Here is a 23,375-nt window from a genome sequence, read left to right on the forward strand (position 1 = left end):
CACCGCCTGCGCCAGCAGGCTAAGCATCACCTGCAAGATCGCATTCAACTTGGATTGGCGGCTGCGCAACTTGGCCTGCGGCCTTCGAACAGTGCTCGCCGAAACACCGCCCCGCTTGTTCCTCGCTCGGCGGCGCTGAAGGGGAGAACCCGCCCCAGCTTCACCAGCGCGGTAAATACTGGCGGCAGTATTGTGCTGAAGGTATTGCTGTACTTTGGTTTGGTGCATATACCCCTGCTGGTGTGAGCACGGATCGCCTTTTGAGCTGCGACGCTAGCGTGCAGCGAGTTTTGCGGCGCAAAAGCGACGCGATAATTAGCTCGCCTGCGAGCCACTCCCTGAGCTGATATATTGCTTACACAATATTGATGGGAGAACAGGATGAATCCTTTAATACAGCAGCTGAGCACAACTTTGCTGTGGTTGGTGCCATTCGCAATTGTGGCGGGCTTCTTTCGTTCGGCGACATTCAAGGGCTGGATGGGGGAACAGATGGTGCGTTGGTCTGCTCGATGGCTACTAGATCGCGAAAGCTATCAGGCGATTCACAATGTTACGCTCCCAACTCTGGATGGTACGACCCAGATTGATCATATTTTTGTTTCCCAGTACGGCATTTTTGTCGTGGAAACCAAAAACTATAGCGGGTGGATTTTTGGCAAGCCAGAGCAGGCAAGTTGGACGCAGAAACTCTATCGCCATTCCAATCAGTTTCAAAATCCATTGCTGCAAAACTATAAGCATGTCAAAGCGCTGGAGGCGGCATTAAATCTGCCCGCTGAAAAGTTCAAATCAGTGATCGTGTTTGTTGGGGGGAGTACGTTTAAAACAGACATGCCGCCAAATGTGACTTACGCCGGCGGTTATGTGCGGTACATCAAGTCTTTTCGTGAGGTCATCTTGAGCGTGCAACAGGTTGAGGCAGCGGTGGGCGCCATCCAGTCCGGTCGTCTCAAACCCAGCATGGCGACCAATGCGGCACATGTGCGTCATTTGCAGCAACGTGCCGATATAACAGCAGAACGACTCTGCCCGAAGTGCGGCTCTGCCCTAGTGGTTCGTACCGGTAAAACTGGCAAACAGGCTGGCCAGCGGTTTTGGGGTTGTAGCCAATATCCGCGCTGTCGCTTCACACAGTCTGTAGGTTGAGCTGGGGGCATAGCCGCCGAGCACACTGCCACTTCGCATCACTGCACATAGCGCTTGCGCGCTGTTTTGCTGTGCTGCAGCCAACCCACCACCGCGCTGATCGGTAAGATCAGCAAGGGAAAAAAGATCACGGCTGCCAGCAGGGCGAGTAAGAGTTGAATGTCGTTCATACGAGCTCCGCGCACAAGATAGTCGCTATAGCCTACGGGGCTGGGGCTTAAAATAGTGTCAATTCTGCGGCGGGCGGAATATAAAATGCGTAAAAATCTGGCTGACTCTTTGGTCAGTGGCTATGCGGCGGCCGAGTGAAGTCTCAGCCGTTTAGCAAATTGGGAACCCTCAGCCCCTGCGCTGGTCGCATTTATTTTGGGCGGAACTTTGCGATGACAGCCACCGAACAACAAGCCATTCTGGCGATTACTTTGCTGGCCGCGTTTTGCGATGGTGATAAAGATCATCGCGAGCGTGATGCGATTAAGGGTATTGCGGCTAATCTGGGCACGCAGGGCGTCGATTTGCCGCGGCTGTATCAAGATGTTTTGCTGGCGCGCTATACCCTCAGCGATGCCGTAGCCGCCTTGCCGCTGGGGCCGCTGCGGCAATTGGCCTATGAAATGGCGGTGTGTGTGGTGGATGCCGATGGGCGGCAAACGGCGGCGGAGGCGGATTTTTTACTGCAATTGCGCGAGGCGCTGCAGCTCAAACACGAGGCCAGCCAGATCGAGGCGGAAGCCAATGCCTGGTTCGGCTACGATAGCGCCCCAGCCGCTGTGCCGGCGGCGGCGATGGGCGCCGGAATGGGGGCAGCGACTGCTGCGGCAACGCTCAACCCGGCCGCAGGGATTAGCCCAGCAACACGCCCAGATCCGACCGGCCTGATTGTATTGCCCGAGGCGGCGGCACAGCAGCTGGATCAAAGCGTGCTGCGCTTTGCGATTGTATGCGGGGCGCTGGAGCTCTTGCCGCAATCCTGGGCCACCATGGCGATTGTGCCGCTGCAGCTCAAGCTAGTGCACAGCGTGGGCAATGCCTATGGCGTCGAGCTAGATCAGGGCCATGTGCGCGAGTTTCTGGCCGCGGCTGGTGTGGGGCTCACCTCGCAATATGTCGAGCAATTTGGCCGCAAATTGCTGGGCGGGCTGCTGGGTAAATACGTGGGCAAAACCGCCGGCAAAATCGGTGGTGCGGCCACGGGCGTGGCGATGTCGTTTGCCACCACTTACGCGCTGGGGCAGCTTGCCAAGCGCTATTACGCTGGCGGGCGGCAAATGCAGATGGCGGTGCTCAAAGACACCTTTAACCAGCTGCTGGGGCCGGCCAGACAGCTGCAGGCGCAGTATTTACCGCAGATTCAGCAACAAGCGCGCCAGCTGGATGCGGCCACGGTGATGAAGCTGGTAAAAACCGGGGTGTGAGGCAGGCTGGTAATCTGTGCGGCTAGGCGAGGGCGCGCACCAGGGTGACTACCCATTCGGCCAGTCGGCCGCTGCTGTAGATCACCTGCGCTTGCCCCCACTGCCATAGGCTTTCGCGCAGCGGGCGCAGCCAGGTTTCACCGGGGCGGTGCATGGCCACCCAGATGAAATACAGCACGCCCGCCCAGCAGGCGAGGAATATCAGGTTTTCCATCGGGCCATTGGCTTTAAAGAGATTAAGGCTGAATTTCTTGCGCACCGGCCACAGCAGCGGTACGCCCGAGGGCGTGAGCAAATCGCCCAGAATATGCGACAAATAGCCAATCACCAGCGGCAATACCGGCCATTCGCGCTCACCTGGGTGCGTGAGCAAAAACCAGATCACCAGCCCCACCATCAATAGCGAATGGGTAATGCCACGGTGGCCAAACAACTTGGCCAGCGGTATCGAGATATACGGCACAATCCGCCCCAGTGTGGATTTGGGGTGATCCAGATCGGGCAATAGCCCAGCCGCGCCGGCGATAGCCACTTCATAAATATGCGGCATGCGCCCTAAAATTCCCACACTGCAGCCAACCATTAGCAGCGAAGCAAAGGCAATATGGGTTTTGGCGATCATGATGGCGGGGCGCTAAATCTAAACGGCGGCGGCGGGGCAGCGAGGGTAGCTGATTTTTGACCGTTTGTCAGCTCAAACGCAGCCAATACGCCATAAAAAAACCGCCTAAGCCGGCGGTTTCGTTATGTTGGTGCTGCGCGAGCTTTAGCGGCCGCGCAGTTTACCCACCAGGGTGACGACTACCAGCGCTACCGCACCGGCAATCACACCCACTAGCAGATTGCCAATACTGGGCACTACGGCGCCAAGCACATTGCCACTTTCGGCGGCCAGATGTTCCAGCCCGTGATGCAGCTGCGGAATACCGTGCACTAAAATCCCGCCCCCCACGAGGAACATCGCGGCGGTGCCGACGATGGTCAACAGCTTCATCAGCTTGGGCGCCGTGGCGACAAAGCCGCTGCCCAATAGCTGCGCCACGGGGCGATCTTGTTTTTGCAGCCAAAAGCCGATGTCATCCAGCTTCACAATCCCGGCCACCAGCCCATACACCCCCACGGTCATAATCACGCCAATGCCGGCCAGTACGGCAAATTGGGTGCTCATCGGTTGGCCCGCCACCGTGCCCAGCGCAATCACAATAATCTCGGCCGAAAGTACAAAATCGGTGCGGATCGCGCCTTTGATTTTTTCTTTTTCCAGCGCGGCTAGGTCAATGCTGCCATCGGCCAGGGCTTGCAGATGGCTATCGTGCTCGGCGCTGTCTGCGGCTTCATCATGCGGCAGGAATTTATGCGCGAGCTTTTCGACGCCTTCAAAACACAGATACAGCCCGCCGATCATCAGGAGCGGAATCACCGCCCACGGCGCCAAGGCGCTGATCAATAGCGCAGCCGGTACCAGAATGATTTTGTTTTTCAGCGAACCCACGGCCACCGCCCAGACCACTGGCAATTCGCGCTCGGCACGCACACCGTTGACTTGCTCGGCATTGAGCGCCAGATCGTCGCCCAGGACCCCAGCGGTTTTCTTGGCGGCTACTTTGGTCATGACGGCGACGTCATCCAAAATGGTGGCGATATCGTCCAACAGCGTCAGTAAACTGGCTCCAGCCATGATGTTTCCTCTCCGTGCAGATTAATTTTTATTAAGCTTGGCAGTGTGCCGTTACTCGTCCACTTTGGCAAATCGCGGCTGGGCTTGGCCATCAATGGTGACGTCTTCCAGAAACATCGCCAGCGGGCGCGCCCACCAGCCCCGCTCGCCATACTGCGGCTGATAGATCACCAGCCATTCATCGGTTTCGGAATGACGGGCGATGTCGAGCGCGCGATACAGATTGCCTTTGTAATGCCGGTAAAGGCCGGGGGTGAAGTCGGGTTTTGGGATGTCGCTCATAGGTATGTCTCGCTAAATTACGATGGGATTGGCTTGTGGGGCCATACCCTATAAATCTAGGGCAAAAAAATGGCCACCCGCAGGTGGCCATGTGCTGTGTACTGCGTTTACAGCTTGCCTTCCAGCCAGCTGGCAGCGGCTTGCAGCGCGTCGCCGACTTTGTCGGTGTCCGGGCCACCAGCTTGAGCCATGTCTGGGCGGCCACCACCTTTACCACCGACCACTTGCGCGGCCACATTCACCAGCTCGCCCGCTTTCACTTGGCCAGTCAGATCTTTGGAAACGCGCGCGATCAGGCTCACTTTCCCTTCGTTCACGCAGGCCAGCAGCGCGATACCGCTTTGCAGGCGATCCATCAGCTTGTCGCTCATCTCGCGCAGCATGCCGGCTTCTACGCCTTCCACCACGCTGCCGATGCATTTCACGCCACCGATGGTGCGCATGCCCACGCCAATCAGCTGATCAAGCTGCGTGAAGGCCATCTGGCCTTTCAGCGCCGTCACTTCTTTTTGCGCGGCTTTGAGTTCGGCTTGCAGTTTTTCCAGCTTGCTGATCAGCTCGCCACCTTGGGCGCCAGTCAGGCTGGCGGCGGCTTTAAGCTCGGCATCTTGCGCTTGCACTGCGGCCAGCGCCGCAACGCCGGTAATGGCTTCAACGCGGCGTACGCCTGCGGCCACGCCACCTTCCGATACGATCTTGAAGAGGCCGATATCGCCAGTGCGGCCAACGTGCGTACCGCCACACAGCTCGGTCGAGAAGTCGCCCATTTTCAATACGCGCACTTCATCGCCGTATTTTTCGCCAAACAGCGCCATCGCGCCGGATTTGATCGCATCGTCGTAGCTCATCAGCTTGGCCACGGCTTCTTCATTGGCCATGATCACGTGATTCACCAGGCTTTCGACTTTGCTCAGCTCTTCGGCGGTCAGCGCTTTGGGGTGCGAGAAGTCAAAACGGGTGCGCTCGTGAGTAACCAGCGAGCCTTTTTGCTCCACGTGGCTGCCCAGCACTTCGCGCAAAGCGGCATGCAGCAAGTGCGTGGCGCTGTGGTTACGCTGGCTGGCTTGGCGCTTGGCAATGTCGATGCTGGCCGTGACCGCATCGCCCACTTTCAGGCTACCGCTGATCAGCACGCCCTGATGGCCAAATACATCGGCTTTGATTTTCTGGGTGTCGGTGACGTTAAACACGCCCGCGCCAGCGATCACACCGGTATCACCGGCCTGACCACCAGATTCGGCGTAGAACGGCGTGTGATCCAGCACGATCACGCCTTCATCGCCATCGGCAAGGCTGTCTACCGGCTCATTGCCTTTGTACAGCGCCACCACTTTGGCCGCGCGGCTTGCTTCGGTGTAGCCGTGGAAGCACGACGCCTCGCCTTCGTAAGCCAAACCAGCGGCCATTTTGAATTGGCCCGCGGCTTTAGATTGCTTGCGCTGCGCTTCAAGCGCGGCTTCAAAGCCCGCGATATCAACAGTGACATTGCGCTCGCGGCACACGTCAGCCGTCAGATCGATCGGGAAACCATAGGTATCAGACAGCTTGAATGCTACATCGCCATCGAGCACTTGCTTGCCGCCGGCCAGTACCGTGTCGAGCAGGGTCATGCCGTTTTCCAGTGTGCGGCCGAAGATTTCTTCTTCGGTCTTAAGTGCATCAATGATGTGCTCTTTACGCTGGCGCAGCTCAGGGTAGGCGTCACCCATAATCTCGGCCAGTGGGGCCACCAGTTTATGGAAGAAATAGCCTTTCTGGCCCAGTTTGTAACCGTGGCGGATGGCGCGACGGATGATCCGGCGCAATACATAGCCACGGCCGTCATTACTTGGTAGCGCGCCATCGGCGATCAGGAAAGCACACGAACGAATATGGTCGGCAATCACTTTCAGCGAAGGAGAATCTGCATCCGTGGCGCCGGTTTCGCGTTGCGCCGCAGCCAGCAAGTGCTGGAACAAATCGATTTCGTAGTTGGCATGCACGCCTTGCATCACGGCCGAAATCCGTTCCAGCCCCATACCGGTGTCAACCGATGGTTTGGGCAGTGGATGCAGCACGCCCGCTTCGTCGCGGTTGAACTGCATAAATACGTTATTCCAGATTTCGATATAGCGGTCACCGTCTTCTTCCGGCGATCCTGGAGGGCCACCCCAGTGTTGTGGGCCGTGATCGTAGAAAATTTCGGTACATGGGCCACATGGGCCGGTATCGCCCATCTGCCAGAAGTTATCCGACGCGTACGGCGCGCCTTTATTGTCGCCGATGCGGACGATCTTTTCCGCCGGTACGCCGACTTCTTTGTGCCAGATGTCATACGCTTCGTCGTCCGTGGCGTAGACGGTGACCATCAGCTTTTCTTTTGGAATGGCCAGCCACTCGGGCGAAGTCAGAAATTCCCAGGCATACAAAATGGCTTCGCGTTTGAAGTAATCGCCAAACGAGAAATTACCCAGCATTTCAAAGAAAGTGTGGTGACGCGCGGTGTAGCCGACGTTTTCCAGGTCATTGTGCTTACCGCCGGCGCGCACGCATTTCTGGCTGCTGGTGGCGCGGGTGTATGGGCGCTTATCAAAGCCCAGAAACACATCCTTGAACTGGTTCATCCCGGCGTTGGTAAACAGGATGGTCGGATCATTGGCCGGAATCAGCGATGAGGAAGCCACCACCTGATGGCTCTTGCTGGCAAAAAAGTCCAGGAACTTCTGGCGAATCTGGGAAGATTTCATAAGACGTTACACACGGGCACGGTTTAAATTCAAGACCATCGATTTTAAAGCAAAGCGCGGCGGGCGGGTAGGGTAACAGCCCAGACTGTGCTGGTCTTTGGCGCTGATGGCAGCGGTGGCGTTGCTGTTGGGGCTTTGCACCAGCCCGCGGGGTGCGGGCACCGTGCTTGCGCTGCGAGATTGAGCGGGCTTTAGGCTGCGCTATTGCGCAAGTAGGGTGCTGCCTGATGATTTAGGTTGGGGTATATGGCTGTAGCTTAATTGAATTATTGATCTTAAGCTTATACTTGGCTGGGTATCAATCAAAATCGGGTGCGAAGTCCATGTCGTCCTCATCCATGCCGCCACCCTGTACCACTTTGTAAATCACACCGGTGCTAAAGCCACGGCTGGCTAAAAAGCGCAGTTGCTTGGCGCGCTCTTTGGCGTCTTGCGGCGGCTGGCCAAATTTTTTCTGCCACAGGCGGCGCGCGGTGGCTTCTTCCTGATCAGCTACTTGCTCCAGACTCTGCTCAATCAGCTCGCTGGCCACGCCTTTTTGCCGTAATTCTTGCTTAAGCCGCCCGGGACCATAGCGCTGGCTGCGAAAATGTGTCCATTGCTCTGCAAAGCGCTCATCCGAGAGCCAGCCTCGTTGCTCGAAATCATCCAAAATCTGCTGCAGCTCGGCCTGTTGGGCTTCTAGCTGCTCGGGGTCGAGCTGTAGGCGTAGCTTGCCGGCTAGCTCGGCGCGCGAGTATTCGCGTTTGCTTAAAAATTGCAGCGCCTTATTGCGCAGACTGAGCGGTGGTTTCATCTGGGTAGAGGCTGGTGAGTGGATTAAGTGAGGCGTGTGCTGGTTTGGCAGGGCCAAGAAAAAGCCCCCGCAGGGCGGGGGCTGTGGGGTGGGCTTATTCGCCCAGATCACCATCCAGATCGCCGCCCATTTCGATCGGCAGCGGTGCGCCGCCAATTTTCTCGCGGACTTTATTCACGATTTCTTCGGCCAGCTCGGGGTTGTCTTTCAGGAATTGGCGGGCGTTTTCCAGGCCTTGACCAATCTTATTGCCGTTGTAGCTGTACCAAGCACCAGATTTATCGATGATCTTGTTGGCCACACCTTGCTCGATGATCTCGCCTTCGCGGGAAATGCCTTCGCCATACATGATGTCAAAGGTGACCACGCGGAATGGCGGTGAAACTTTGTTTTTGGCGATTTTGACTTTGGTTTGGTTACCGATGATGTCTTCGCCTTTTTTCACTGCACCAATCCGGCGGATATCCAACCGTACAGAAGCGTAGAATTTCAGCGCATTACCACCGGTGGTGGTTTCTGGGCTTTGCCCTGGCATCATTGCGCCGATCTTCATGCGCAACTGGTTAATAAAGATCACCAGGGTGTTGGTGCGTTTGATGTTACCGGTGAGTTTACGCAGCGCCTGGCTCATCAGACGTGCCTGCAGGCCCACGTGCACATCACCCATCTCGCCTTCGATCTCGGCTTTGGGCGTCAACGCGGCAACAGAGTCCACCACGATGATGTCTACCCCGCCTGAGCGCACCAGCATGTCAGCGATTTCCAGCGCTTGCTCACCGGTGTCAGGTTGGGAAATCAGCATTTCTGATACGTTTACGCCCAGTTTTTGGGCATAGACTGGGTCGAGCGCGTTTTCTGCGTCGATATAGGCAGCCACACCGCCCAGTTTTTGAATTTCGGCCACCACATGCAGACACAGCGTGGTTTTACCGGAAGACTCTGGCCCGAAGATTTCAACAATCCGGCCACGTGGCAAACCACCCACACCCAGCGCCAGATCCAGGCCCAGCGAGCCGGTAGAGACGACTTGCAAGTCGTTTTCAATCTGGTTGTCGCCCATTTTCATGATGGCGCCTTTACCAAACTGGCGTTCGATTTGGGCTAGGGCGGCGGCGAGGGCCTTGCTTTTGTTGTCGTCCATGGTCATGTCCTGCGCGATTGGGTTTGGATGGAGTGATTATAGAACAATCGTTCTGTATTGCAATAGCTGGCGCAAAATTGTTGCGTGCAGCAAATTAGAAATTGAGCGAGATCTCGGGGCTACTTGGCAAGGTGAAGTAGAAAATCGTGCCTTCGTTCGGGGTGGATTTGGCCCAGATGCGCCCGCCATGGCGGCTGATAATCCGCTGGGTGGCGGTGAGGCCAATACCGTTGCCGCTGTATTGACTTTGCGAGTGCAGGCGGTAGAACGGGGTAAAGAGCTGCTTGGCCTGCGCCATATTAAAGCCGACGCCTTCATCGGCCACATAAAACACCCGCTGGCCATTGACCAAGGTCTGGCTGAAGGTGATTTTAATGACATCGCAGTGCTGGGAGAATTTCCATGCGTTTTCCAGCAGATTGTAGAGCGCGATGCGGATCAGTTTGGGATCGGCTTCGGCGCTCAGCGCCTCGCTGATATTGATGTCTTTGGCCCGATCTGGCTGCAGCATGGTGATTTCATCCATGATGTCTTGCGCCATTAAGCTCAGGTTGATTTCCTGCGGGCGAATTTCGGTGGCGAGGAATTGCTGCAGCATCAGCAAATCATCAATCCGGCTGCTCATGCTGCTGATGCTGCTGCGTATCCGCTGCAGATAATTGCGCGCATTGTTATCGAGCTGATCTTGGTAGTCTTCCAGCAAGACCTGATTAAAGCCTTCCACCGTGCGCAGCGGAGTGCGTAAATCCTGCGTGAGAATATTGATCAGAATTTCCAGCTCATGCTTGGTGGTGGCGAGCTCGCGGCTGCGCTCTTCCACCACTTCTTCGAGGTGATTGCGATAGTTTTCCAGCTGAATTTCATTGGCGCGGCGGCTGGAAATATCAAACAGAAAACCCTGCAAATGCGGCAGGCCGTTGGGGTCGAGATCGCAGCTGGCGCTGATTTGTACCCAGACTTCTTTGCCGCTGGCGGCCAGCAGCCGACATTCAAATTCATAAATCTGCCCCGGCTCATGTACATCGGCAAACAATGGATAGGCAAAATGCCGGTCATCCGGGTGCAGATAGCTGGTTAAAAAGCCTTCGCTATACCATTCGGACAGCGGATAGCCCAGTAATTGCTCGGCCTGCGGGCCCACATAGGTAAAGCGCCATTCTTCCGGGCGCGCATCCCAAGGGATCAGGCGGGTGGATTCCACCAGCCGGCGCATGCGATCTTCACTCACCCGCAGGGCGGATTCGATCTGCCGGCGGCTCATCAAGTCAGCTTCGAGCTGCAGGTTTTTTTGCTCGAGGGCGCCAATCATGTCTTTCAGTGCCAGGCGGTTGCGTTCCAGCGCGCTACCCAGCTGGCCGATTTCATCTTCGCGCTGCCATAAAAACGGCTGATCAAGCTGATGGCTGGCCAGCTGGCCGGCCTGTTTGGTTAAGCGCTGCAGGGGGCGCAAGACGCGGGAATTAAGCAAAAAGAGAATCAGGCCCAGGCTAAACACCACCTGTAGCACCACCGCCACCAGATACTGGCGTAGCTTATTGCGGATATTTTCGGTCGCAAGGCCGTCATCCAGCTCCAGCGTGACATTGCCGATCACATTGCCTTGCTTGCTCACCAGATGCGAGAGTGACGAGAGCTGGCCTTTGCGGCGCTCGGGTTTGTCACTACTTAGAAAAATCCCCAGCGAGGCATCGTTCACCACGATGCGCACCACGCGCTGATCGCTCATCACCGATTCGAGTAGCGGTTTGCCCGATTCGGGGGCCAGATTCCACAGCGGCTCCTGCATGCCCAGCACCAGAATGTCCACCAGCCGCTCGTGGTCTTGCTGCATATAGTTTTCGGCTTGTTGCAGTTCGGTGCGGATGCTCAGGTAGCCATTGAGCGTTGCGGGCAGCAACAACCCAAGCAAAATTGCCAGAATAACCGCCGGACGCAGAGACAGATTCATGCCGGAATGCTCGATTCATACGGTCTTAACACAGATACCTTGCAGTCTAATCGAGTTTATTTATTCAGACCATGTCTTGTTCTGGCGCAAACTTGATCTGCACAACCGCGCCATCTGGGGCCTTGCCCGCATGGGATTTGATTTGTAGCAGCTTGCGCCGAAAATCCGCTGGGGATCACTGCACGCGCACGGCATAATAGCGGGCAAACAAACCATAACAGGGGCTCGCCATGAAAGTGATTGTTTTGGGTGCCGGGGTCATCGGGGTGACCACCGCCTGGTTTCTGGCGCGGGATGGCCATCAGGTCACCGTGATCGAGCGGGCGCAAGAGCCCGCGCGCGAAACCAGCTATGCCAATGGCGGGCAAATCTCGGTGTGTCACGCCGAGCCATGGGCTAATCCGAAAGCGCCGTGGAAAACCTTGCAATGGCTGGGCGAGGAAGACGCGCCGCTGTTGTTCCGCCTCAAGCTGGATTGGAATCAATGGCGCTGGGGTCTGCGTTTTTTGCAGCAGTGCACGCGCGAAAAAGCCAAATTCAATCTGCAAAATCTCGTCCGTTTGGGCCTGTATAGCCGCGATACCTTGCAAGGTCTGCGGGCGCAAACCGGGGTGGAATACAAACAGCGCACCGAAGGGATTTTGCATTACTACACCGATCCGGCCGAATACGCGGCAGCGATTCCGGCGGCGGCACTGATGCGCGAAGTAGGGCTAGATCGGCAAGTGAAAACTGCCGCCGAGTGTTTGGCAATTGAGCCAGCGCTGGCCAAGTCGCGGCATCCGATTGTCGGCGGCACCTATACGCCAAGCGATGAATCGGGCGATGCGCGGCTGTTTACCAATGAGCTGGCGGTGCGCTGTAGCGAGCTGGGCGTGGAGTTTCGCTACGACTGCGCCATCGAGGCGCTAGAGAAAATCGGCGACGATGTGCAAACCGTACGGGTGCGCAGCGCCGAGCAGGGCGTAGAGCGGCTGAATGCGGATCAAATCGTGGTTTGTCTCGGCAGCTACAGCCCGCTGCATTTGGCGCCGCTGGGGATTACGCTGGATATTTACCCTGCCAAGGGCTATTCGGCGACGATCCCGGTACTTGACCCGAGCCAGGCGCCGACTGTGAGCCTGACCGATGATGGCTACAAGCTGGTGTTCTCAAGGCTGGGCGATCATTTGCGTGTGGCCGGTACGGCCGAATTTAATGGCTACAATCTGGAGCTTAATCCGATCCGCTGTAAGGCGCTGATTGAGCGAACCAGCCAGATTTTCCCTGAGGGCATGGATTACGCGCGCGCTGAATTCTGGACGGGTTTGCGGCCGGCGACGCCGGGCAATCTGCCCTATATCGGCCAAACCCGTTATCCAAGTTTGTGGCTCAATACCGGCCACGGCACGCTGGGCTGGACGGAATGTTGCGGCTCGGCCAAGGCGATTAGCGATCTGATCGCCGGGCGGGTGCCTGAGGTGGATTATCCCTTCCTGCGGGGGATTTAATCGGGGCGAACTCGAAATGACAAAAGGGGTATTGCTCACCAAGGCTTGTAATAAAAAGCTTGGCGGGCAATACCCCTTTGATTCGGTGCGGGCACTCGCCGCGACGTATTACAGCTTCACCGCATGCTCACGCGTGGCGTGGAATTTCAGCTCAGGCCAGCGTTCCGTGGTCAGATCCAGATTCACGCGGCTGGTCGCCAGATAAGCCAGGCTATCGGCGGCATCGCGGGCCAGATTGTTCACCAGATTTTTCTCGAAGTCGGCGAGTTTTTTCGCGTCTTCACAGCTGACCCAACGGGCGGTGTAGATGGGCGACGATTCAAAAATCGCTTCCACGCCGTATTCGTTCAAGAGGCGTGAGGCCACCACTTCAAACTGCAGTACACCCACTGCGCCCAGAATCAAATCGCCGCCATTGAGCGGCTTGAATACCTGTACCGCGCCTTCTTCGCCCAGCTGTTGCAGGCCTTTTTGCAGCTGTTTGATTTTCAGCGGGTTTTTGATCCGCACCACGCGGAACATTTCTGGCGCGAAGAACGGAATACCGGTAAAAGTCAGCAGCTCGCCTTCCGAGAATGAGTCGCCAATCTGGATATTGCCGTGATTGGGCAGACCGATAATGTCGCCGGCGTAGGCTTCTTCGACTTGCTCGCGGCCTTGCGCCATGAATGTCACCACCGAATTGGCGGCGATTTCACGGTTGAGGCGCAAGTGTTTGAATTTCATCCCGCGGGTAAATTCGCCCGAGCATACGCGCAAGAACGCAATCCGGTCGCGGTGTTTCGGATCCATATTGGCCTGAATTTTGAATACAAAGGCCGAGAATTTTTCTTCGGTAGGCGCCACGTCGCGCTGCATGGTTTCCGATTCGCTCGGTTGCGGCGCCCAATCGACCAGCGCATTTAAAATCTCGCGAATACCGAAGTTATTAATCGCCGAGCCAAAGAACACCGGCGTGAGCGTGCCGGCGAGGAATTCTTCCAGATCGAACGGGTGCGATGCGCCGCGTACGAGCTCAAGCTCCATGCGGGTTTGGTCGATTTCGAGTGGGAACAGCTCATCCAGGCGTGGGTTATCAATGCCTTTGATGATTTCCACTTCATCCAGCGGGCCTTGGCCGGGGGTGAAGAGGATAATTTCATCCGACAAAATGCTGTACACCCCACGGAAGGTTTTGCCCATCCCGATCGGCCAGGTAATGGGCGCGCAGCGAATGCCCAGTACGCTTTCCACTTCGTCCAGTAGCTCCAGATTATCCCGCACTTCACGGTCGTACTTATTCATGAAGGTGATAATTGGCGTATGGCGCATGCGGCAGACGTTCAAGAGTTTGATCGTTTGCGCTTCCACCCCCTTGGCGGCATCAATCACCATCAGCGCCGAATCCACGGCGGTGAGTACGCGATAGGTGTCTTCCGAGAAATCCTGGTGACCCGGGGTGTCTAGGAGATTGACCACGTGCTCGCGGTAATCGAACTGCATGACCGAAGAGGCCACGGAAATGCCGCGCTGCTTCTCGATTTCCATCCAGTCGGAGGTGGCGAACTTGCCGCCTTTTTTGCCTTTGACGGTACCGGCGGCCTGAATCGTGCCCGAAAAATACAGCAGTTTTTCGGTCAAGGTGGTTTTACCCGCATCCGGGTGGGAAATAATGGCAAACGTACGACGACGCGCCACTTCGCTGCGAATATCCGGCATAGTCAAAAGAGGGACGGCAGAAAAACCCGCCATTGTACGCGCAAGCGGCGTTGGCGGGTAGGGCGCTTAGGCGGTCGGCAGGGTGATCGGCAGCAAGATGGTAAACACCGCACCGCCTTGCAGGTGATTACGGGCGGCAATATGGCCGCCGTGATCAAGCATGATCTGCCGACTGATCGCCAGCCCCAGCCCGGTGCCGCCGCCGAGGCGTACCCGGCTACTCTGGATAAATTTATCGAAGATGGTTTCCAGTTCGTTATCTGGAATACCGGGGCCATGATCGCGTACTTCCAGCCCGATGGCCGGGCTGCCATCGTCGAGCAAGGCCACCGGTAGGGTCTGGATTTCGATCCGGCTGTGGTTGGCGCTAAATTTGATCGCATTCGAGAGCAGATTCACGATAACCTGCGTGATCCGCGCTTTATCAAACACGGTAATCAGCTCTTGCTCGCCTTCTTGGAACTCGATCTGCAGCTGTTTGCCGGCAATGAGCGAGCCCATTTCGGCAATGGCTTGGCGAGTGATCACCTGCAGGCTGTGCTGGCCTTTGTCGTAGCTCATCTTGTTGGCTTCCAGCCGCGACATATCCAGCAGATCATTCAGGAGCAACAGCAGCCGCTTGCCCGAGGCATTGATGCGCTCGTAATAGCGGTTGAGGTGATTGGTTTCCGGCCCATCGAGCTTGCCGGTTTTGGCCAGCCCCATTTCGGAGAAGGACAAAATCGCATGCATCGGTGTGCGCAGCTCGTGGCTCATATTGGCGAGGAAGGACGACTTCGCCAGATTGGCGTTTTCGGCCACTTCTTTGGCATCGACCAGCCGGCGCTCGATTTCTTTAAGTTGAGCAATATCGGTAAAGAAGGCGTAGGCGTATTCAATGTTTTCCTGCTCATCCAAGACCACGCCGCTGTTGATCAGGAAGGGGCGGATCTTGTGATGCTGATCGAGTAATTCGATATCCTTGGTGGTATGTTCCTGCAAGGCAAGATCCATCAGGTCGTCCGGGAAGAACTGGGTACAGGTATCGCCCCAAATCGATTTCGGATTCAGCCCGATCAGCGCTTCGCGCTGATATCCCAGCAGGCGGGTGAACGATTGATTCACCTCGCGGATGCGATGGTCTGCATCAATCAGCAAGAAGCCATCCGCGGTCTGGTCAATAATCGTCCGGTTCAGACGCTCGGATTGGCGCAGCGACTGGGCGGCAATTCGTTGTGAGGTGATGTCTTCAATTACCGCAATCATGCCCTTGCTCATATCGCCCGCTACCAGCGCTTTGGCATAGATCATGGCCCAGAATGGCGAGTGATCGCGCCGGTACAGCTCGGTTTCACCCCGGAACACGCCGCCGGTAGCAATGCGTGACCAGATGCGCTGGCGCAGTTCGTCGTATTTGTCGGCTGAGCTAAAGAGCTGGCCAGTTTCGGTGCCGATAATATCGCTGCTGGCGTAGCCGAACAGCAGCTCAAAGGCCGGGTTTACGAGTCGCACTACGCCATTCATCGTCAGCATAATCGCCAGCGGGCTGGCATCGAGCACCGTGCGGATTTCGGTCGTGCGCTCTTGCACCATTTCATGCAACTGATCGCGGTGCTGACGTAATTCCTGCTCGGCTTGCCGGCGCTCGGAAATATCGCGGGCAGTGCAGCAAATGTAGGCTTCACGTTGATATTTGATCAGCGAGAGGGTGAGCTCCATCGCCAGTTTGTCGCCATTGCTGGTTTGCAGTGGCGTATCCACGGTGAGCTGCTTTTGTTCCTGCAGCGCATGCCAGTAATCCAGCCAATTCAGGTCGGTTAGCTCGGTAAAGAGATCGACAAAATGCTGATGATTGAGCTCTTGGCGGCTATAGCCCGAATGGCTGGCCATGCTTTTATTGGCATAGCGGATAAGCCCGCTTTGATCGCACCAGAGCGTGAGATCGGGCGATTCATCGACCGTGTGCTGGGTGAGAAACAGCCGGCCCTCAACTTGTTCGAGGTGGCGGATCTGCCGCAGCAGGATATACAACAGCAGCGACACCACGGCCATCAGCCCCATCGCCACCAGTATGCGGGTGATGGTTTGTTCTTTGAATGGGGCCAGAATCACGTCTAGATCATGGCTTACCGTGATAATCAGCGGCAGACCGGCCTGATTTACATTAAAGGTCAGTAGCTGCTCGCGGCCATTGGCAAACTGGACGCGCTCGGTGCTATGCCGACGCAAGCGCATCTGCTCGAACAGCAGCGTGTCATTTTGGCGCACATTGGTCGCAAGGCGGCTTTCATCGTAGGGGTAGTTCACCAGCACCACGCCATCACTGCGCAGCAGGTTGATGGTCACGCCCGGGGCGAGATCGAGAGATTCGTAAAAGCGCAGGAAATAGGTAGGTTCCATCCCCGAGAGCAATACGCCGCCAAATTCGCCCTGCGGGGTGTTAATGCGACGGGTAAGAGCGATGAGCCATTTGCCATCGGTACGCGACAGGATGGGTTCGCTGATAAATGGGGCGGTGCTATTGGTTTGACTGTGGTAGTGGAAATACGCCCGATCGCTGAGATTGATGTGCCGCGCCGGGTATTCCAGCCCGTGGCTATGAATGACGCCATCTGGGCCAATCGTGATAATGCCACGAATCTGCGGCGTGAGGCGCACCTTGTCTTTTAGTGAAAGGTGCATCAGGTATTCGTCGGCGTGGGTTACGCCGCCGAGGCGATCCAGATCTTCGGCGATGTTTTGCATCGCCTGTTCGACCGACACAAAGGCGCGGGTGGCATTTTCATCCAGCGCCCGGGCCAGAGATTGATCGCTGCGTTGGGCTTCGGCCAAGGCCTGATGGTAATCGCGAACAGTAATCCATGCCAGCGACAGCAGCACCAGTAAGACCATAACCCCATAAAACCCCAGTAAACCGCTGCGCAGACCACGCAGGGTCTGCCGGGTTTTGTGATTATTGGGGTGACTGGCTTGCCGAATTGCGCCCAGACTAAAGATTTTGTTTCGCCTCCAGCGCTTCCCAGCGCTCCAGTTTGGCCATAACCAGCTCTTCAATAGCCGCAATTCTATCTTGCATTTCGCGGGCTTTCAGCGGCTCTTTGCGATAAAGCTCGGGATCAAGCAAAGATTGTTGCAAATTTGCTTGCTCGGCTTCCAAAGCCTCAAGTTCGGCAGGCAGCCGTTCCAGCTCGCGGGTTTCGTTGTAGCTGAGCTTAGTGCGTTGATTGCGCGGCTTTTCAGCGCTGGTTTTGGCCGCTGGCGCACTGCTTGCCGGCTTTTTGGCGTCTTGCTGGGCCAGCATGCGCTCGCGGGCACTCATCCAGTCGGCATAACCACCGGCGTTTTCCAGGAGTACGCCATTGGGTTCAAAGACGATGGTCTGGGTGACGACATTATCCAGGAATGCCCGGTCGTGGCTGACCACAAACACGGTGCCGGGGTAGCTGGCTAGCAGCTCTTCCAGTAATTCGAGGGTATCGATGTCCAGATCATTGGTGGGCTCGTCAAGCACCAAGATATTGGCCGGTTTGGTAAACAGCCGCGCGAGCAAAAGGCGATTGCGCTCGCCGCCCGAGAGTGATTTCACCGGGCTGCGGGCCCGTTCGGCGGGGAATAGAAATTCTTCCAGATAGCCCATCACATGCTTGCGCTGGCCGCCGATCTCGACGTAATCATTGCCTTGGCCCACGGTGTCGGCGACCGATAGTTCTTCGTCCAGTTGTTCGCGGAACTGGTCAAAGTAGGCTACCTGCAAATTGGTGCCTTGTTTGACTGTGCCGGTGTCGGGCGCAAGCTGACCCAAAATCAGCTTCAATAATGTGGTTTTACCGGCACCATTGGGGCCGATCAGCCCGACCTTGTCGCCCCGCAGCAGGCGGGTGGTGAACGATTTGATCAGTACTTTTTCGCTGCCGTCCGGGTTGGGGTAGGCTTTGCTCACGTTTTCCAGCTCGGCAATCAGCTTGCCACTCCGCTCGCCGGCATCAAGCTGAAAACTAACATTGCCCACTCGTTCGCGTCGGGCGGCGCGATCGCGGCGCAATTGCTCGAGCCGACGTACGCGGCCTTCATTGCGGGTACGGCGGGCTTCAACGCCTTTACGAATCCAGACTTCTTCCTGCGCCAGGAATTTGTCGAATTTACGATTAACGACGTCTTCTTGCGCCAACATTTCGGCTTTTAGATTTTCATAGGCGCTAAAGTTGCCCGGAAAACTCGCTAGCTGGCCACGGTCCAGCTCGATAATCCGGGTGCTGATATTGTCGAGGAAGGATCGATCGTGGGTAATAAACAACACGCTGCCGGCAAAGCCCTTGAGCAAGGTTTCCAGCCACTCGATGGCATTCACATCCAGATGGTTGGTTGGTTCGTCCAGTAGCAGTAGATCAGGCTCGGTGACCAAGGCTTGCGCAAGGGCCACGCGTTTTTTCCAGCCGCCGGACAGGGTTTTAATCTGCACATCGGCGGGGAGTTTTAAAATCGACAGAGTATTGCTGATCAGCGAGTCTAGCCGCCAGCCGTCTTGCGTTTCCAGCGCATGCTGCAAGCGCGTTAACTCGTCCATGCTCTGCTGGCTGCCATCCAGATGTTGGGTGGCGTGGTGATAATCAATCAGCAGCTGCCGCACATTCCCTAGCCCTTCGGCCACAGCTTCAAAGACAGTGTGATCTGGATTAAACGTTGGCTCCTGCGGCACAAAGGCCATTCGGGCATCGTTAACCAGACGGATGGTGCCATCATCCAGCTTATTGACCCCGGCAATCGCCTTTAGCAAGGACGACTTGCCCGCGCCATTGCGGCCAATCAAACCAACCCTTTCACCCGGTTCGAGCACCAGGCTGGCGCCGTCCAGCAGCGGCCAGTGGCCATAGGCGAGGTGGGCATTTTCTACGAGCAAAACGGGCATGGTTTGGACACTAACTTTTTGAACGAAAGCACAAATTATACGGCCAGTGTTTGGACTATGACATCGCCCAAGCTAGAATCGAGGCCAATCTGACGATGGAGGCATCCGCATGCAGCGTGTTTTACTCCTGATTTTGCTGGCTTTTTTTGCCCTTAGCCCCAGTGTGTGGGCCGCGAAAAAAAAGCCGGTGGCCGCAGCGCAAGGTAGCACCCATCCAGCCATCGTGGCGGATAACGCCGATTTACTGGATGCGCCTTATGATCCGGCCAAGCCGCCAGGGCGATTGCGGGTGCTGGTGGCGTTGGGCCCTTCGACTTACTTTTTAAAAGATGGCCGCCCGCATGGGCTGGAATATGCGCTATTGCAGGGCTTTGAATCCGAGCTCACGCGCCGGCGTGGAAAAGGCCAGCCGCCAGTACGTTTACAGTTTATCCCGCTGGATGCCGGTGAATTGATCCCCGCCTTGCGCGAAGGGCGTGGGGATATTGCGGCAGGGCTATTGCCGCAGCTAGACGGGCTGAAAGCACTGGTGGGGGTTACCGAGCCTTATGCCCGCGACGAATGGTGTTTGGTCGGCAGCGCCAGCCGGCAGTTGGCGGGGCAGGACGAAGAAGTCGAGCTGCCTAGTTCCAGCTTTGGCCGGCGGCTGCTCAGTAACGAACAAACAGATCTCAAATTAAAAGACGCCGCCCTTGGCGCAAATGCCGAAATGATCTTGCGTGCGATTCAGCAGGGCGAAACCCAGCTTACCTTAGCCAGCCGCTTGGTTACGCGTTTGTGGAGCAGCCAATATCCAGCGTTGAAAGTCGGTGAATGCTTGGGGCAAAAAGTGGCTTATCAGTGGGCGGTGCGTCCCGATCAGCCGGCGCTGGTCGAGGATTTGAACCGCTATATCCAGAGCAAGCAGTTTACCAATATGGATAAAGCCATCGAGCTAACCCGCCCGCATTTGATTAGTGGCGCGAAAGTAGCGCGCAGTGATGACAAAGTGTCGTCGATGGATAAGCTGGCGATTTTTGCGCCGATTTTTCAAGCCGCCGCGGCGGCGAATAATCTTGATTGGCTGCTGCTGGCGGCCATTGGGCAGAAAGAATCTAAGCTCAACCCTGTGATCCGCCAAAAAGGCCCCACCGGCATTATGCAGATCAACCCGTCCACCGCCCGCGCCATGGGGGTGCGTGATCCGCATTCGCACGAAGGCAATGTCTCGGCAGCCGCGGTGTACCTCGATTACTTGCGCAAGATGTACAGCAAGCAGGGCATCAATGAAGAAAACCAACTGTATTTCATGATTGCCGCGTATAACGCTGGCGAAGGGCGGCTGGAGCAATTACGCCGACAAGCCAAAGCCAAGGGCCTCGATCCGAATGTCTGGGTGGGGAACGTTGAAAAAATTGCGCTCTCTACGGTCAGCAAGGGCATGGTCGATTATGTTTCGACTGTAAATCGCTACTATCTGGCCTATCAGGCGGCTGAGCGCGCACGGCAAAAACAGAAAAAAGCCAGCGAATAGGCAGTAGTCAGCTTCTTTGCGCCTGATCACGAAACGCGGGCGCGGCGCAGGGTATAATTGTTGCAATTTGTAATAAAACTACGCGATTTATTGCAGCAAATCGGGCTGAAATGCTGCAAAAAAAGTTGAAACAAAATACAGGTTTAGCTTTTTTCTCTGTGCTGGGTCATGTATTTACGCGTTTAACTGGCGTATCGTTCGGCCTAAAGTCATGTCTGTTTATCTTCGGAGAGTTCCATTTATGCATTGCGGCACCAAAATCGTGGCCACGCTGGGCCCAGCTTCTACTGATCCAGCGGTCCTGGAAAGCCTGATTCAAGCCGGTGTGAACACCGTGCGTCTGAACTTCTCACACGGCAGCGCGCAAGATCACATCGATCGCGCCGCTACTGTCCGCGCTATTGCTGCCAAGCTGGGCAAATCAGTGGCGGTGTTGGCCGATTTGCAAGGCCCGAAAATCCGGGTGGGTAAATTTGAAAAGAACAAAATCGAGCTGGCCAAAGGCGCGAAATTCATTCTGGACGCCGAATGCGAGCTGGGTAACCAAGACGTAGTGGGTCTGGATTACAAAGAGCTGCCCAATGACGTTGAGCCCGGTGCGATCCTGCTGCTGGACGATGGCAAGCTCAAGCTGGTGGTTGATCAAGTCGTGGGCGCCAAAGTGTTTACCACGGTGGTGGTGGGTGGCACCTTGTCGAACAATAAAGGGATTAACCGTCAAGGCGGTGGTTTGACTGCGCCGGCACTGACCGCCAAAGACATGGAAGACATCAAAACCGCGGCCAAGCTGGAAGCGGATTACATCGCCGTGTCATTCCCGAAATCATCAGCCGATATGTATATGGCGCGCACCCTGGTACGCGCGGCAGGTGGCCACGCGCTACTGATTGCCAAAATCGAGCGTACCGAAGCGATTGATAATCTGGAAGAAATTCTGGATGCCTCCGACGGCATTATGGTCGCCCGTGGTGACCTGGCGGTTGAAGTGGGCGATGCTGCCGTGCCTGCGCTGCAAAAACGCATGATCAAACTGGCGCGTAAAAAGCACAAACTGACCATCACTGCGACGCAAATGATGGAATCAATGATCAGCAGCCCAGTGCCTACCCGCGCCGAAGTGTCGGATTGTGCCAATGCCGTACTGGATGGTACTGATGCCGTGATGTTGTCGGCCGAATCTGCGGCGGGTAAATACCCGCTTGAAGCGGTACAAGCCATGGCGCGGACGATTGCCGAAGCTGAAAAATCGGGCGAAAGCAAAATCGAAGGCGAGTTTGACAATGTCAGCGACTTCGAGCGCATTGATCAGGCTGTAACGATGGCGGCGGTATATGCCAGCAGTAATATGCAAGTGAAAGCGATCGTGTGTATTTCACACTCGGGCGCTTCGGCGCTGTGGCTGTCACGCTATATCACGGGTGTACCGATTTATGTGTTCACACAAGAGATCAATACCTATCGCAAACTGGCGCTGTATCGCCATGTGCAGCCAGTGATGGTTGATCCAAATCTGGGCCCAGATCGTGAACAACATTTGGCCTTTGCCCAGCTCGAGCTGCTGCGTAGCGGCAAAGTGGTACCGGGTGATCGTCTGATTGTAACGCTGGCTTCGCCAGTGAATGGCGTGAATTCAGGCGCCAATACCATGCGTATCATCCAGGTGGCGCAAGGTAACCGCTAAGCGCTATCATGCGTCAGGCAACACGGCCGGTTGATCCGGCCGTTTTTTATTTTGGTGGGCACTATGCTGAAGTGGTGGCCATCTGTAGGAGCAAGACATGAAAAAATCGGCGGACAAACAGCCAGCCAGCCCACGCAGCCCGCGTAAGTCGCCCGCATCAGCGGCCAAACCCAGTCGAGCCAAGCCCGCCAAAGCGGCGGATGCCTTTAAGCCGGCCGGTGGCGAAGCGGTGCGCTTGGCCAAGCGTATGGCCGAGCTCGGCCTGTGTTCGCGCAGTCAGGCGGATCGGCTGATTGAAGCGGGCCGCGTCGAAGTCGATGGCCAGGTTGTCACCACCTTGGGTAGCCGGGTGTTTGCCGACCAGAACATCAATCTGCTGCCAATCGATCTGGAGCGCCTGGCCAATCAGCCGGAAAAAATCAGCATCCTCTGGCATAAACCGGCCGGCGTCGATGGCTGGGAAGTCGCCGATTTTCTCGCCGCTTTTGCCGAGCGCAGCCGTAGCCCGGATGATCAAACAGGCTACGCGTATTTGCAGCGCCACCGCCAGGGGCTATTGCTGCCGCTGGGGCTAGATCGGGAAGCCAGTGGCCTGCTGGTGCTGACGCAAGATCGCCGGCTGGCGCAAACGCTGAAGCAATACCGTGATTTCGAGCAGGAATATCTGCTGCAACTGCGCGCGCCAGCCACCGCCGCTCAATTGACGCAAATGAATGCGCTGAAAGAATTTGACGGTGAGCCGATGAAAGGCTGGAAAGTCACTCAACAAAACGAGCAGCAATTACGGCTGGTGCTGCGGGCCAATTCACCGTATCTGGTGCCGGATTGGTGCGAAGCAGGGGAAGTTGAAGGCGGCAATTACAAGCGCCTGCGGATTGGTCGCTTGGCGCTCGGCGGATTGGTCGAGGGCCAGTGGCGCTATTTGCACGCGGATGAACGCTTTTGATATTCAGGGGTATTGCCTAAAAAGCAA

Annotated in this window: 18 protein-coding genes; 7 read left to right on the forward strand and 11 right to left on the reverse strand. The window is 56.4% G+C overall.

Going from position 1 to position 23,375, the window contains the following annotated elements; genetic code table 11:
• Together L991_RS17825 and L991_RS13725 are read left to right on the forward strand one after the other, a co-directional pair.
• On the forward strand, window positions 1-246 hold a 246-nt coding region (locus tag L991_RS17825), incomplete at its 5' end, for a hypothetical protein (protein WP_231550561.1).
• A gap of 135 nt (window positions 247-381) precedes the next feature.
• Window positions 382-1,149 carry a nuclease-related domain-containing protein gene (locus L991_RS13725; RefSeq protein WP_047396571.1) on the forward strand — a complete coding sequence of 256 codons (768 nt, stop codon included), beginning with the start codon at window positions 382-384 and terminating at the stop codon, window positions 1,147-1,149.
• A 38-nt stretch (window positions 1,150-1,187) separates the two neighbouring features.
• On the opposite strand, the gene L991_RS17880 is transcribed toward L991_RS13725, so the two are convergent.
• The gene (locus L991_RS17880) at window positions 1,188-1,319 is read right to left on the reverse strand and encodes a hypothetical protein (protein WP_255350792.1); all 132 of its coding nucleotides are present in this window, start codon (window positions 1,317-1,319) and stop codon (window positions 1,188-1,190) included.
• Between the two features lie 213 nt (window positions 1,320-1,532).
• Here L991_RS17880 and L991_RS13730 point away from each other — a divergent pair, with 213 nt between their 5' ends.
• Entirely contained in the window at window positions 1,533-2,564 is a 1,032-nt protein-coding gene (locus L991_RS13730) for a GTPase (RefSeq protein ID WP_047396573.1), read from the forward strand.
• A gap of 22 nt (window positions 2,565-2,586) precedes the next feature.
• Here L991_RS13730 and L991_RS13735 read toward each other — a convergent pair whose 3' ends face one another.
• The 7 genes from L991_RS13735 to L991_RS16660 all read right to left on the reverse strand — a co-directional run bounded on the left by L991_RS13735 (window position 2,587) and on the right by L991_RS16660 (window position 11,135).
• Entirely contained in the window at window positions 2,587-3,186 is a 600-nt protein-coding gene (locus tag L991_RS13735; protein ID WP_052190902.1) for a metal-dependent hydrolase, read from the reverse strand.
• A 144-nt stretch (window positions 3,187-3,330) separates the two neighbouring features.
• Complete coding sequence (locus tag L991_RS13740) at window positions 3,331-4,242, reverse strand: DUF808 domain-containing protein (protein WP_047396576.1); 912 nt, start codon at window positions 4,240-4,242, stop codon at window positions 3,331-3,333.
• A gap of 51 nt (window positions 4,243-4,293) precedes the next feature.
• Window positions 4,294-4,524, reverse strand: a complete 231-nt coding sequence (locus tag L991_RS13745; RefSeq protein ID WP_047396579.1) for a DUF1653 domain-containing protein — start codon at window positions 4,522-4,524, stop codon at window positions 4,294-4,296.
• A 107-nt stretch (window positions 4,525-4,631) separates the two neighbouring features.
• The gene (gene alaS / locus L991_RS13750; RefSeq protein WP_047396581.1) at window positions 4,632-7,250 is read right to left on the reverse strand and encodes an alanine--tRNA ligase; all 2,619 of its coding nucleotides are present in this window, start codon (window positions 7,248-7,250) and stop codon (window positions 4,632-4,634) included.
• Window positions 7,251-7,548: 298 nt separating this feature from the next.
• Window positions 7,549-8,046, reverse strand: coding sequence for a recombination regulator RecX (gene recX, locus L991_RS13755; RefSeq protein ID WP_047396746.1), 498 nt, complete (start codon window positions 8,044-8,046; stop codon window positions 7,549-7,551).
• Between the two features lie 94 nt (window positions 8,047-8,140).
• Window positions 8,141-9,187, reverse strand: coding sequence for a recombinase RecA (gene recA, locus L991_RS13760; protein WP_028450780.1), 1,047 nt, complete (start codon window positions 9,185-9,187; stop codon window positions 8,141-8,143).
• A gap of 94 nt (window positions 9,188-9,281) precedes the next feature.
• Entirely contained in the window at window positions 9,282-11,135 is a 1,854-nt protein-coding gene (locus L991_RS16660; protein WP_051259096.1) for an ATP-binding protein, read from the reverse strand.
• 230 nt (window positions 11,136-11,365) lie between these two features.
• On the opposite strand from L991_RS16660, the gene L991_RS13770 reads away from it, so the two are divergent.
• Window positions 11,366-12,625 (forward strand): D-amino acid dehydrogenase, encoded by a 1,260-nt coding sequence (locus L991_RS13770; RefSeq protein ID WP_047396583.1) that lies wholly within the window; start codon window positions 11,366-11,368, stop codon window positions 12,623-12,625.
• A gap of 108 nt (window positions 12,626-12,733) precedes the next feature.
• On the opposite strand, the gene L991_RS13775 is transcribed toward L991_RS13770, so the two are convergent.
• The 3 genes from L991_RS13775 to L991_RS13785 all read right to left on the reverse strand — a co-directional run bounded on the left by L991_RS13775 (window position 12,734) and on the right by L991_RS13785 (window position 19,208).
• Window positions 12,734-14,323 (reverse strand): peptide chain release factor 3, encoded by a 1,590-nt coding sequence (locus L991_RS13775; protein ID WP_047396585.1) that lies wholly within the window; start codon window positions 14,321-14,323, stop codon window positions 12,734-12,736.
• A 66-nt stretch (window positions 14,324-14,389) separates the two neighbouring features.
• Window positions 14,390-17,194 (reverse strand): PAS domain S-box protein, encoded by a 2,805-nt coding sequence (locus L991_RS16665; RefSeq protein WP_052190903.1) that lies wholly within the window; start codon window positions 17,192-17,194, stop codon window positions 14,390-14,392.
• A 97-nt stretch (window positions 17,195-17,291) separates the two neighbouring features.
• Window positions 17,292-19,208: an ATP-binding cassette domain-containing protein gene (locus L991_RS13785; protein WP_047396587.1), complete on the reverse strand. Its 1,917-nt coding sequence runs from the start codon at window positions 19,206-19,208 to the stop codon at window positions 17,292-17,294.
• A 109-nt stretch (window positions 19,209-19,317) separates the two neighbouring features.
• On the opposite strand from L991_RS13785, the gene L991_RS13790 reads away from it, so the two are divergent.
• From L991_RS13790 to L991_RS13800, 3 genes are all read left to right on the forward strand, one after another.
• A complete protein-coding gene (locus L991_RS13790; protein ID WP_047396589.1) occupies window positions 19,318-20,721 on the forward strand; it encodes a transglycosylase SLT domain-containing protein in 1,404 nt (467 codons plus the stop codon).
• A 211-nt stretch (window positions 20,722-20,932) separates the two neighbouring features.
• The gene (gene pyk, locus L991_RS13795) at window positions 20,933-22,402 is read left to right on the forward strand and encodes a pyruvate kinase (RefSeq protein WP_231550562.1); all 1,470 of its coding nucleotides are present in this window, start codon (window positions 20,933-20,935) and stop codon (window positions 22,400-22,402) included.
• A gap of 97 nt (window positions 22,403-22,499) precedes the next feature.
• A complete protein-coding gene (locus L991_RS13800) occupies window positions 22,500-23,348 on the forward strand; it encodes a S4 domain-containing protein (RefSeq protein ID WP_052190904.1) in 849 nt (282 codons plus the stop codon).
• Window positions 23,349-23,375: the final 27 nt, after the last annotated feature.

The sequence above is a fragment of the Chitinibacter sp. ZOR0017 genome (assembly GCF_000799095.1).
Taxonomy (GTDB): Bacteria; Pseudomonadota; Gammaproteobacteria; order Burkholderiales; family Chitinibacteraceae; genus Chitinibacter; species Chitinibacter tainanensis.